Raw genomic sequence first — 12,180 nt, 5'->3', positions numbered from 1 at the left:
AATGGAAAAAATCACTTTTGAACAGCTCCATGAAGAAATGTATTATGAGAAGCTTTCTAATGGGCTTGATGTATATGTTCTTCCGAAAAAGGGATTTAACAAAACATACGCGACGTTCACCACTAAATATGGATCAATAGATAATCATTTTCTTCCGCCTGAAAAGGAGGATTATGTAAAGGTTCCTGATGGAATTGCCCATTTCCTAGAGCATAAGCTTTTTGAAAAAGAAGATGGCGATGTATTTCAACAGTTTAGCAAGCAAGGTGCTTCAGCAAACGCATTTACATCGTTTACAAGAACAGCCTATTTATTCTCAAGTACATCAAATGTAGAAAAAAATCTTGAAACATTAATTGATTTTGTTCAAGATCCTTATTTTACAGAAAAAACAGTTGAGAAGGAAAAGGGGATTATTGGGCAGGAAATTACGATGTATGATGACAATCCGGATTGGCGCTTATATTTTGGCCTCATTCAAAATATGTATAAAAACCACCCTGTAAAAATTGATATTGCTGGTACAATTGAGTCCATTTCTCATATTACAAAGGATATGCTATATGAGTGTTACCATACTTTTTATCATCCAAGTAATATGCTATTATTTATTGTTGGACCAGTTGATCAGGAACAAATAATGAATATGGTAAAGGATAATCAGGCAGGAAAGGAATACAAAGAGCTGCCAGATATTAAACGGAAATTCGCTGAGGAGCCTGCTGAGGTTGCTATGAAGAAGCAAGTGTTAGAAATGAATGTGCAAACCTCCAAATGTTTAGTAGGGATAAAGGCGCGGAATGTGAGTCAATCAGGAAAGGATATGTTAAAGACAGAATTGAGCTTAAATGTCATGCTCGATATTTTATTTGGCAAAAGCTCAGACCATTATAGTTCATTATATAATGAGGGATTAATTGACGAAACCTTTTCATTTGATTACACACAGGAAGCAGGCTTTGGATTTGCGATGGTAGGAGGGGATACGAGCAATCCCGATCTGTTGGCTCAAAAGTTACAAGCTATACTTATGGAAGCAAAAGGAACGATTACAACAGAGAGCCTAGAACGGACAAAAAAGAAGAAAATTGGTGCCTTTTTGCGAGCGGTTAATTCTCCTGAATATATTGCTAACCAATTTACAAGATATGCATTTAATGAAATGAATTTATTTGATGTCGTTCCAACACTTGAAAGCATCACATTAGCAGATATAGAAAAGGCTGCAAATGAGCTGATTGCTGAAGACAGATTTACTGTATGTCAGGTTGTGCCAAAAAAATAATGGGTTGGCTGGAAGCGCCTAGATGTTGGCGCTTCTTCTCTTGGGAGAGTGAAACAATTGAAAAAGTTTGCATTAATAACGGGAGCAAGCGGTGGAATTGGGGGAGCGATTGCTGTTAAATTGGCTGAACAAGGATATTCCTTGTATTTACATTATTATGAAAATAAAAAGGCGATTGAACAGATATTAGAGCAGCTGCAGTCTTTCGGTGGAGAATATATCCCAATCCAAGCAGATCTTTCTTCTAAAAAGGGGTATAAAAAAGTAGTAAAAAATATATTTTCGCTTGATGCCATTATTCATAATTGTGGGACAAGCCATTACGGTCTTATATTTGATTTAGAGGAAGAGCAGGCGGAAACCCTAATAAATCTACATGTGAAAACACCTCTAATGCTGACGAAGGAGCTTTTGCCTAAATTGCTTTCAAAAGGCGGTGGGAGCATCGTTGTTATTTCATCTATTTGGGGACAAACGGGTGCTGCATGTGAAGTGGCTTATTCAACTGTAAAGGGTGCACAAATTGCGTTTGTAAAGGCTTTAAGTAAGGAAGTCGCATTTAATGGGGTTAGAGTGAATGCAGTCGCTCCAGGTGCTGTACAGACGGCAATGTTAGAGGGATTTTCATTTGAGGAGCTAGAGTCGATAAAAAATGAAATTCCAATGGGAAGATTAGCAGCTCCAGAAAACATTGCCGATTCTGTGTCATTTCTCCTTTCTGAACAAGCATCTTATATCACTGGACAGGTTCTAGCGGTTAATGGCGGCTGGTATACATAGACTTCTTTTAACTTGTTTTTAAAATGGAGATCAGAAATTAGCATGCATATTTTCTCCCATCTACATCCAAAATAATAATGTACGCAAGGTGTACAACCATGTTTTAGAAGGGGGATCATATCATGTCTGTACTTGATAATTGGCAGCAGTGGAAGGATTTTCTTGGTGATCGTCTAGATCAGGGACAACAGCAAGGGATGAACAAAGAAACCGTCAATAATCTTGCTTACCAGATTGGTGATTACTTAGCAAAACAAGTAGAGCCTAAGAATGAGCAGGAGAGAATCCTCTCAGATCTTTGGTCTGTAGCAAGCAAGGACGAACAGCAAGCAATTGCCAACATGATGGTCAAACTTGTTGAGGACAATGGCACACATTAATAAATGGGATGAAAAAAGAGAGGGAATCCTCTCTTTTTTATTTCCAAAGATTATAAAATATATTGGCAATTATTGCATGGGTTTTCCTTTCATCTTTAAGGGAAATCATTTATGATAATAGAGGTATAGAAAATCGTTTGGCAACGGGATAAAGGAGGTCTTTTATGAGTAAAACAGAGTGGTATTTAGAATATGAAATTCAAAAGAACCGACCAGGGTTGCTTGGTGATATTTCTTCCCTCCTTGGAATGCTTTCCATAAACATAGTGACGATCAACGGGGTGGAGCAAGGTCGCAGGGGATTATTAATTTTGGCAAAAAACTATGAACAAATTATTCGTTTAGAGTCAATTTTACATACGATGGATACAATAAAATTAATAAAGCTCCGTGAACCGAAATTACGTGACAGATTAGCTGTTCGTCATGGGAGATACATACAGCAGGATGCAGATGATAAAAAGACTTTTCGATTTGTAAGGGATGAGCTTGGACTATTAGTTGACTTTATGGCAGAATTATTTAAGCAGGAAGGGCACAAGCTAATAGGAATAAGAGGGATGCCGCGAGTAGGAAAAACGGAATCGATCGTTGCCTCAAGCGTTTGTGCAAATAAACGCTGGTTATTTGTTTCATCTACTCTTTTAAAGCAAACGATTCGTAATCAGCTTATTCATGACGAATACAATGAAAACAACTTGTTTATTATTGATGGCATTGTATCCTCTAGACGAGCGAATGAGCGGCATTGGCAGCTGGTTCGTGAAATAATGGCACTCCCTTCTGTGAAGGTAGTGGAGCATCCGGATATATTTGTAGAAAATACACAATACTCGATCGATGATTTCGATTATATTATTGAACTCCGCCATGATCCTGAAGAAGAAATCAAATATGACATTGTAAATAAAAGCAAGATGTTTTCTGATTCTGAATTTGGGGGCTTTGATTTTTAAGTGAGTTGGAAGGTGTTGTAAATTGACAGAACTTGGGTCTAGACTGAAAGAAGCTCGATTGGCTAAAAACATGAGTCTTGATGACTTGCAAACAGCTACAAAGATTCAAAAGCGATATTTAATTGGAATTGAAGAAGGTAATTATAGCACGATGCCTGGAAAGTTTTATGTGCGGGCATTTATTAAGCAATATGCAGAAGCGGTTGGTATTGATCCAGAGGAAATTTTCGAGCAATTCAAAAGTGAAATCCCGTCTACTGTAAATGAAGATATACCGGAAAAGCTTTCCAGAGTTCAATCAAGACAAAATATTTCTTCAGGTACGTCGAAAGTTTTGGATATTCTTCCTAAGGTTTTATTCGTTGTATTTATTATTGGAGCTCTAGCTGTCGCATATCAGTTCCTCCAGAAAGTAAATGATGATGAGAATCAGACGGTACAAACGGATAGCGGCGAGAATGAACCTGTGAAGATTGAGGAATCAGATGACTTTGTCAAGGATGCTGAAAAAGGGTCAAATGGGGATTCAGTACCAACAGATGAAGAGAATACCACTGATGAAGAGGTTGTTGAAGAAGAGCCTGAAGCTCCTAAACAAGAAATCTCTGTTGTTCAATCAGGTGGCAAAAAAACTGTATATGAATTAAAAAATGCTGACCGTTTTGAATTGAAGGTTGTTTCAACTGGAGAAACTTGGGTCAATATTTTAAATGGGAAAGGATCTTCCTTTTTTTCAGGAACGTTGAAAAAAGGCGAAAATGAAAGTCAGGTAATTGATTTTTCTAAGGAAATTGAAGCGGCCCTTATCATTGGTAAATCCACTGAAACTGAGATTTATATAAATGATGAAAAAGTTGAGTATGCGATTCCACCAACTCAATCTGTCACGCAGAATATTACCATTCGCTATTTACAGAACAACGAATAGTCATCAGATGATGACTATTTTTCACGTTAGTATAACTGGAGGTTAATCATGAATTTGCCAAATAAAATTACTGTTTCTCGAATTTTTTTAATTCCGATATTTTTAATTATCATGCTTGTTCCATTTTCATGGGGAGAGCTTTCATTTCTTGGGGCTACACTCCCTGTCACACATTTAGTAGGAGCGCTTATTTTTATTCTTGCCTCGGCAACGGACTGGATAGATGGTTATTATGCTAGGAAATATAATCTAGTTACGAACTTAGGAAAGTTTCTTGATCCTCTTGCAGACAAGCTTCTTGTTTCAGCAGCCTTAATCGTGTTAGTTGAACTTGGCTTTGCTCCCTCATGGATTGTGATTATTATCATTAGTCGTGAGTTTGCTGTAACGGGTCTGCGACTCATTCTAGCTGGTGGTGGTGAAGTAGTGGCAGCTAATCAGTTAGGAAAGATTAAAACATGGACACAAATCGTCGCTATTTCTGCTTTGCTTCTACATAATATTATTTTTGAAATCATTTCAGTTCCTTTTGCTGACATTGCTTTGTGGGTGGCATTGTTCTTTACCATTTGGTCTGGATGGGATTATTTCGCGAAAAATAAAGATGCATTTGTTCATTCAAAGTAACTAATTTCATTCATCCTAAAAAAATGTACAAGGTGGTGTTTTAATGAATGCAGAAATTATTGCTGTTGGTTCTGAACTGTTACTTGGTCAAATTGTGAATACAAATGCCCGTTTTTTATCCCAGCAGCTTGCAGACTTAGGGATTAATGTTTACTACCATACTTGTGTTGGAGACAACCCTGTGCGTCTTAAATCAGCAATAGAAATAGCAGAAAGTAGATCAGACCTGCTTATTTTTACTGGTGGGTTAGGGCCGACAAAAGATGATTTAACAAAGGAAACTATTGCTAAGCACGTGAATAGACAGCTTATTATGAATATAGAAGCGCTTCAGTCGATTGAGCTTTATTTTGAACGGACAAAACGTTTGATGACAGAAAATAATAAAAAACAAGCAATTGTGCTAGATGATTCACAAATACTGCCAAATGAGCATGGGATGGCCCCTGGTATGCTGTTTAATACAGAAGAACATATGTATATGCTTCTGCCAGGACCGCCGAAAGAAATGGAACCTATGTTTTTGAAATATGGCTATCCTGCTCTTCAGTCATTGCTACAAGAGGAGGATATCATTGTTTCCCGTGTATTAAGATTTTTTGGGATTGGAGAAGCGATGCTTGAAACGGAAATTGAGGATCTAATTGATGCTCAGTCCAATCCAACAATTGCACCGCTTGCATCAGATGGTGAAGTTACCCTAAGATTAACCGCAAAACATAAACAAATGGATACAGCCTTAAGCTTATTAGATGAAACAGAAAAGAAAATTCTAACTCGAGTTGGCCACTATTTTTATGGATATGATGATACATCTCTCATGCACGAGCTAATTAAATTAATTAAAGAAAATAAATGGTCTATTGCATGTGCGGAGAGCCTGACTGGAGGAATGTTCCAGCAAGAGTTTACAGCAGTGCCAGGGGCAGGCGAGCTTCTTAAAGGCGGAGTTGTCTGTTATACAAATGAAGTAAAGGCAATGGTTCTAAATGTTCGTAAAGAAACGATTGCAGAAAAAGGGGTAGTTAGCGCCCAATGTGCGAGTGAGTTAGCTGAAAATGTTGCTCACTTAATGAATGCAGATATAGGCATAAGTTTTACAGGAGTTGCCGGTCCTGATGAATTAGAGGGCAAGCCTGTTGGTACCGTGTATATTGGGATTTCGATAAAAGGCAAGCCAGTTCAAGTTGAAAAGCTAAACTTTGGCGGAACGAGAGAGGCTATTCGTGTTCGAAGTGTAAAATATGGCTGTCATTTTTTAATAAAAAGTTTAATGGGGAATCAGAATGCAATTTAATGCATTCTGATTTTTTATCATTATCTGGTCCATAATATTTAGATTACTTCCCTTTGTATATTTTTCGATTGGAAGAATCTATGAAAATAGTATTTTTCTCTAGTAATTATTTCATTTTCTGCAAGAATTGGGCGATGAAAAAAGAGGAATGGATGTTCGTCTTTTTGCTCGACAAATAGGAGGAAAACGGTTATAGTTAAAATAGGTTTTGAGACAAGAGCAAAACTAAGTCTTTTGTTTTGATAAGGAGGAAAAATAAATGAGCGATCGTCAAGCAGCACTAGAGATGGCGTTAAAGCAAATAGAAAAGCAGTTTGGTAAAGGTTCAATCATGAAACTTGGGGAGCAGACAGACCGAAGAATTTCTACTATTCCAAGTGGATCACTCGCCTTGGATATTGCACTTGGGGTAGGTGGATATCCAAGAGGACGTATTATTGAAACATATGGTCCAGAAAGCTCAGGTAAAACAACCGTAGCCTTACATGCAATCGCAGAAGTACAAGCAGCGGGCGGACAAGCTGCTTTTATTGATGCAGAACATGCGCTAGATCCTGTGTATGCTCAAAAGCTTGGGGTTAATATTGATGAATTATTGCTTTCACAGCCCGATACTGGTGAGCAGGCATTAGAGATTGCTGAAGCACTTGTAAGAAGTGGTGCGGTTGACATCCTTGTCATCGACTCTGTTGCAGCCCTTGTGCCTAAAGCAGAGATTGAAGGGGAAATGGGAGACTCCCATGTTGGATTACAGGCTCGTTTAATGTCCCAAGCGCTTCGTAAACTATCAGGAGCAATTAATAAATCAAAAACAATTGCTATTTTCATAAACCAAATTCGTGAAAAAGTTGGAGTTATGTTCGGAAATCCTGAGACTACTCCAGGTGGACGCGCACTAAAGTTCTATTCAACTGTGCGCCTTGAAGTACGACGTGCGGAAGCGTTAAAGCAAGGCCAAGATATTGTTGGTAATAAAACAAAGATTAAAGTTGTTAAAAACAAGGTGGCACCTCCATTCCGTGTGGCTGAAGTGGATATTATGTATGGAGAAGGGATTTCCAGAGAAGGGGAAATCATTGATTTAGGTTCTGAGTTAGATATTGTTCAAAAAAGTGGTTCATGGTATTCCTACAATGATGAACGCCTTGGACAAGGCCGTGAAAATGCTAAGCTGTTCTTGAAGGAAAATCCAGAAGTGCGCCTGCAAATTCAAAAACAAATTCGTGATCATTACGCACTTGATGCTGATCATGTCATGAATGGTGATGAAGGGCAAGAAGAATTTCAACTAACGGATTAATAGATCCGTAGAGGAAGCAAAGCTACTAAATGTCAGCTTTGCTTTTTCTGATTTTCTAGGCAATTATTAATTTGGATGTTGTGGATAACTTTGCGACAAGTTTGTCTGCGTTCAGCTCCAGCGCCTACCCCCGACGTACAGGACGTACTAGTGTCGGCAATGCGACAGGACGTCGCGTTTTTGTCGACCTCGAGGTCACAAGCCAATCCTCTAAAGATCGGTAAAGGACACCTTTCCGTGAGGCTCGTCTTGTGCTTGTCGGGGGTGATCAAGGCGCTTGCGCATTTGTTCCTTCAAAATAATAACAAGCATACATAGGAGTAAGCCTTGACAATGAAATTCCACAGCTTTACAATTAAAAATGTATATTTTACATTTTATGATGAATGAAAACGTTGAAAAGCCTTAGTGCTGTATATTGACTTGACAATGTACATGCCACACTTTAAAAACGTAACAAAAAAGTTCATAGCAAGAGGAGGTGAAATGATGGAACTTTTAACAGCAATCATCATCTCCAGTTTGCTTGGCCTATTCGTTGGTGCGGTTGTTAGCTATTTTGTTTGTAAGTCCATTGCTCAGGCAAAAGTTGCAGGAGCTAAAGATGCTGCAGAGCAGATTTTAGAAGAAGCAAAGCGAGAAGCGGATGCAATAAAGAAAGAAGCTCTGATTGAGGCGAAGGATGAGATCCATAAACTTCGGACAGAAGCAGAGCGTGAAATTCGTGATCGAAGAAATGAACTGCAAAAACAAGAAAATCGTTTGTTACAAAAAGAAGAAAATCTTGATCGTAAAGATGAAACGTTAGATAAACGTGAAACACTTTTAGAGAAGAGGGACGATTCTCTTAACAAAAGACAACAGCATATTGAAGAGCTGGAAAGCAAAGTGGACGAGATGATACGTGCCGGAAAAGCTGAGCTGGAACGCATCTCGGGCTTAACTCGCGAAGAGGCGAAGTCCATCATTTTGGATCGGGTTGAGCAGGAAGTGGCTCATGATGTTGCAATAATGATAAAAGAGGGCGAAATCAGAGCGAAAGAGGAAGCAGATAAGAAAGCAAAGGATATCTTGTCACTGGCAATCCAACGATGCGCTGCTGATCATGTGGCAGAAACAACAGTATCTGTTGTAAATCTTCCAAATGATGAGATGAAAGGACGAATTATTGGCCGAGAAGGTCGTAATATTCGTACACTTGAGACGCTGACAGGAATTGACCTTATTATTGATGATACGCCGGAAGCGGTTATCCTTTCTGGATTTGATCCGATTCGCCGTGAAACAGCTCGATTAGCTTTAGACAAACTTGTACAAGATGGTCGCATCCATCCTGCAAGGATTGAAGAAATGGTTGATAAAGCCCGACGTGAAGTGGATGAACATATCCGCGAAATTGGAGAACAGACCACATTTGAAGTGGGTGTTCATGGCCTTCATCCAGATCTTATTAAAATCCTTGGTCGCCTTAAGTTCCGGACAAGCTATGGTCAGAATGTTCTCAAACATTCAATGGAAGTTGCACAACTATCTGGCTTACTAGCAGCAGAACTTGGTCAGGATGAGGTTCTAGCAAGACGTGCAGGTCTCCTTCATGATATTGGTAAGGCGATTGACCATGAAGTGGAAGGAAGTCATGTTGAAATTGGGGTTGAGCTTGCAACGAAATATAAAGAACACCCAGTTGTCATTAATAGTATTGCTTCCCACCATGGTGACACTGAACCTACGTCCATTATCGCGGTACTTGTAGCTGCAGCAGATGCATTATCAGCAGCAAGACCAGGCGCAAGAAGAGAGACGCTTGAAAACTATATTCGCCGTCTGGAGAAGCTTGAAGAGATTTCAGAATCTTATGATGGTGTTGAAAAGTCATTTGCTATTCAAGCAGGGCGTGAAATTCGTATTTTAGTAAAACCTGAGCAAATCGACGACCTTGAAGCACATCGATTAGCTAGAGACATTCGTAAGAAGATTGAAGAAGAATTAGATTATCCAGGGCATATTAAAGTGACGGTTATTCGTGAAACACGAGCCGTGGAATATGCGAAGTAGAGCGATGCATCATGCATCGCTTTATTTTTTTCTTATTTTATTCTTTCGTTGAAAATGTGATGATTGTGATACACTAAAAAGAAGAAAACCGTTTTAGGAAAGGGAATATATATGAATATTTTATTTGTAGGGGATGTAGTTGGTTCTGAGGGACGAGAGATGATTAAGGAATATGTCCCAAAGCTTAAAGAGAAATATCGGCCTCAAATTACGATTATCAATGGAGAAAATGCAGCAGGCGGAAAAGGGATTACAGAAAAGATTTATCGCGGCTTTTTAGAAGCAGGAGCACAAGCTGTAACACTTGGAAACCACACTTGGGATAATAAGGAAATATTTGAATTTATTGATCGTGCTAAGTACTTAGTAAGACCTGCTAATTTTCCGGAGGGAAACCCAGGGAATGGGATTGCCTATCTTAAATTTAATAATGAAGAAGTAGCGGTTATTAGCCTGCAAGGAAGAACCTTTATGCCTTCAATTGACTGTCCTTTCAAGAAAGCAGATGAATTAATAAATGAAGCTAAGAAAAGAACTTCCTTTATTTTTGTAGATTTTCATGCAGAAGCAACAAGTGAAAAACAGGCAATGGGCTGGTATCTAGATGGGCGAGTATCTGCAGTGGTTGGGACGCATACTCATGTCCAAACAGCTGATCAGCGAATATTGCCAGAAGGGACTGCTTATTTAACAGATGTTGGAATGACAGGTCCATATGACGGAATATTAGGTGTCGAAAAAGAGGCAGTACTAAAAAGGTTTCTTACAAACCTGCCTGTTCGTTTTGAAGTAACAAAAGAAGGACGTAAACAATTAAGTGCCGTATTTATTGAACTTGATAACAAAACAGGTAAAGCCAAAAAAATAAATCGAATCTTAATCAATGAAGATCATCCCTTTTATTCGTAGGGCGAAAGACTGTATTTTGTTGCCATAATGTATAGGCAACGGAATACAGTCTTTTTTATAAGTATTTTGTCCAAGCCGGAATATGTGATTTAGAAAATGAATATAGTAGCAATGGAATGATTTATACCTGATGTGTTCATATCCGAAGATGCAAATATCAAAAGTATGCTCATTTTTTTGGTGAATAAATACAGAACCGAAAATGTGGATCATAACGGACGAAGTTTAGGTCATGGACATGCAGGAGGGGTAAAACAAGGAGGAGCTAGGAATGGAAATATTAAAAGTTTCAGCAAAATCTAATCCTAATTCTGTAGCAGGTGCGCTTGCAGGTGTTCTGCGAGAAAGAGGCGGTGCCGAAATCCAAGCGATTGGTGCAGGTGCACTAAACCAGGCCGTGAAGGCAGTAGCGATCGCAAGAGGATTTGTAGCGCCTAGCGGAGTGGATTTGATTTGTATCCCAGCATTCACAGATATTAAGATTGATGGGGAAGAGCGTACAGCAATCAAGTTGATTGTGGAACCGCGATAATCTAGAACGAGCAGTATCCTGCAACTCCTCTTTGAACAACTGAGAATATAGAAGAGGGGGCAATTAATGTGAAAATAAGATAACCTGTTTGCCGTTAGAAAGCAAGCGGGTTCTTTTTTTTAATGTCCTTAATAACTTAGAAACCATGGATGATAAAACACTAAAAGAAAAGAAGGTGGAGAATTGGTTAAGATCTTTGATGCCCATTGCGATGTTCTCTACAAGATGTTTATAGATTCAAGCATTCTATTTGAAGACTCTGAGAAACTTCAAGTTCATTTAAAAGGTTTGATGGCAGCAGGAGTGAAGGTCCAATGCTTTGCTATCTATGTACCAGAGTCTGTCCATCCAGAAATGCGATTTAATGCTGCACTATATATGATTGAACTATTTTATGAAAAGGTCATTAAGCCATCTAGGCAATTAAAGATCATCTCAAATCGCAGTGATATCGAAAAATTAGCGGCAAATGAAATGGGAGCCATTCTAACTTTGGAGGGCTGTGACGCCATAGGGAATGATTTATTAAAGCTTAAAACACTATTAAGATTAGGCGTGGCCTCTGTCGGTTTAACATGGAATTATAGCAATTATGTTGCTGATGGGGTTCTTGAAGAAAGAGGAGCTGGATTATCCAGCTTCGGGAAAAAGGTCGTAAGTATTCTCAACTCTTCCCATACATGGTGTGATGTTTCCCATCTTTCAGAGCGAGGATTTTGGGATGTGATTGAGCTTAGTGATTATCCAATTGCTTCTCATTCCAATTGTTATTCCCTTTGTCCGAATCCTCGAAATCTCACGAATGACCAGATCGAAGCACTAATTGAAAGAAATAGTGTGATTGGCATTACATTTTTCCCTGAATTCTTAACCGGAAGGACACAAGCAACAGTAACAGATATTTTACGGCATGTTGAATATGTCTGTTCTCTCGGTGGAGAGGGTCATGTTGGATTTGGGTCGGATTTTGATGGGACAGATGGTAAAATGCCAAAAGGAATAGGAAGTGTTAAAGACTATGATCATTTAATTAACGAATTGAATAAATATTATTCTAGTATACAGGTTGAAAATTTCATGTTTAAGAACTTTTTTAATAGATTTCCGTAAAGGTAATGGTCTTTATTGAAT

General features: G+C 38.7%; 12 protein-coding genes. All 12 read left to right on the top strand.

Annotated features, from left to right (window positions below):
• The first annotated feature begins 1 nt into the window (after position 1).
• The 12 genes from yfmH (at position 2) to ACFYKT_RS01910 (ending at position 12,159) form a co-directional block, all read left to right on the top strand.
• A complete protein-coding gene (gene yfmH, locus ACFYKT_RS01965) occupies positions 2 to 1,285 on the top strand; it encodes an EF-P 5-aminopentanol modification-associated protein YfmH (protein WP_389214648.1) in 1,284 nt (427 codons plus the stop codon).
• 57 nt (positions 1,286 to 1,342) lie between these two features.
• Positions 1,343 to 2,065: an elongation factor P 5-aminopentanone reductase gene (ymfI, locus tag ACFYKT_RS01960; protein ID WP_389214645.1), complete on the top strand. Its 723-nt coding sequence runs from the start codon at positions 1,343 to 1,345 to the stop codon at positions 2,063 to 2,065.
• Positions 2,066 to 2,187: 122 nt separating this feature from the next.
• The gene (locus tag ACFYKT_RS01955; RefSeq protein ID WP_389214642.1) at positions 2,188 to 2,445 is read left to right on the top strand and encodes a DUF3243 domain-containing protein; all 258 of its coding nucleotides are present in this window, start codon (positions 2,188 to 2,190) and stop codon (positions 2,443 to 2,445) included.
• Between the two features lie 164 nt (positions 2,446 to 2,609).
• Entirely contained in the window at positions 2,610 to 3,401 is a 792-nt protein-coding gene (locus tag ACFYKT_RS01950; RefSeq protein ID WP_389214639.1) for a DUF3388 domain-containing protein, read from the top strand.
• Positions 3,402 to 3,423: 22 nt separating this feature from the next.
• On the top strand, positions 3,424 to 4,329 hold the full coding sequence (locus tag ACFYKT_RS01945) for a helix-turn-helix domain-containing protein (protein ID WP_389214637.1): 906 nt from the start codon (positions 3,424 to 3,426) through the stop codon (positions 4,327 to 4,329).
• Positions 4,330 to 4,377: 48 nt separating this feature from the next.
• Complete coding sequence (pgsA, locus tag ACFYKT_RS01940) at positions 4,378 to 4,956, top strand: CDP-diacylglycerol--glycerol-3-phosphate 3-phosphatidyltransferase (RefSeq protein WP_389214634.1); 579 nt, start codon at positions 4,378 to 4,380, stop codon at positions 4,954 to 4,956.
• Positions 4,957 to 4,999: 43 nt separating this feature from the next.
• Positions 5,000 to 6,253 carry a competence/damage-inducible protein A gene (locus ACFYKT_RS01935; RefSeq protein ID WP_389214631.1) on the top strand — a complete coding sequence of 418 codons (1,254 nt, stop codon included), beginning with the start codon at positions 5,000 to 5,002 and terminating at the stop codon, positions 6,251 to 6,253.
• A gap of 259 nt (positions 6,254 to 6,512) precedes the next feature.
• Positions 6,513 to 7,553: a recombinase RecA gene (recA, locus tag ACFYKT_RS01930; RefSeq protein ID WP_389214628.1), complete on the top strand. Its 1,041-nt coding sequence runs from the start codon at positions 6,513 to 6,515 to the stop codon at positions 7,551 to 7,553.
• Between the two features lie 489 nt (positions 7,554 to 8,042).
• Positions 8,043 to 9,608, top strand: a complete 1,566-nt coding sequence (gene rny, locus ACFYKT_RS01925; RefSeq protein WP_389214625.1) for a ribonuclease Y — start codon at positions 8,043 to 8,045, stop codon at positions 9,606 to 9,608.
• Between the two features lie 111 nt (positions 9,609 to 9,719).
• The gene (locus ACFYKT_RS01920) at positions 9,720 to 10,517 is read left to right on the top strand and encodes a TIGR00282 family metallophosphoesterase (RefSeq protein ID WP_389214622.1); all 798 of its coding nucleotides are present in this window, start codon (positions 9,720 to 9,722) and stop codon (positions 10,515 to 10,517) included.
• 271 nt (positions 10,518 to 10,788) lie between these two features.
• On the top strand, positions 10,789 to 11,049 hold the full coding sequence (gene spoVS, locus ACFYKT_RS01915; RefSeq protein WP_009791522.1) for a stage V sporulation protein SpoVS: 261 nt from the start codon (positions 10,789 to 10,791) through the stop codon (positions 11,047 to 11,049).
• A 183-nt stretch (positions 11,050 to 11,232) separates the two neighbouring features.
• Complete coding sequence (locus ACFYKT_RS01910) at positions 11,233 to 12,159, top strand: dipeptidase (RefSeq protein ID WP_389214619.1); 927 nt, start codon at positions 11,233 to 11,235, stop codon at positions 12,157 to 12,159.
• The last annotated feature ends 21 nt before the right edge of the window (positions 12,160 to 12,180 follow it).

This window comes from Cytobacillus mangrovibacter (genome assembly GCF_042865275.1).
Classification (GTDB): Bacteria; Bacillota; Bacilli; order Bacillales; family Cytobacillaceae; genus Cytobacillus; species Cytobacillus mangrovibacter.
This window is presented reverse-complemented; position numbering and strand designations above follow the sequence as displayed.

Coding starts and splice junctions, on each gene's coding strand:
- yfmH (WP_389214648.1), top strand. CDS start 2: ATGGAAAAAATCACTTTTGAACAGCTCCATGAAGAAATGTATTATGAG.
- ACFYKT_RS01955 (WP_389214642.1), top strand. CDS start 2,188: ATGTCTGTACTTGATAATTGGCAGCAGTGGAAGGATTTTCTTGGTGAT.
- ACFYKT_RS01950 (WP_389214639.1), top strand. CDS start 2,610: ATGAGTAAAACAGAGTGGTATTTAGAATATGAAATTCAAAAGAACCGA.
- pgsA (WP_389214634.1), top strand. CDS start 4,378: ATGAATTTGCCAAATAAAATTACTGTTTCTCGAATTTTTTTAATTCCG.
- ACFYKT_RS01935 (WP_389214631.1), top strand. CDS start 5,000: ATGAATGCAGAAATTATTGCTGTTGGTTCTGAACTGTTACTTGGTCAA.
- recA (WP_389214628.1), top strand. CDS start 6,513: ATGAGCGATCGTCAAGCAGCACTAGAGATGGCGTTAAAGCAAATAGAA.
- rny (WP_389214625.1), top strand. CDS start 8,043: ATGGAACTTTTAACAGCAATCATCATCTCCAGTTTGCTTGGCCTATTC.
- ACFYKT_RS01920 (WP_389214622.1), top strand. CDS start 9,720: ATGAATATTTTATTTGTAGGGGATGTAGTTGGTTCTGAGGGACGAGAG.
- spoVS (WP_009791522.1), top strand. CDS start 10,789: ATGGAAATATTAAAAGTTTCAGCAAAATCTAATCCTAATTCTGTAGCA.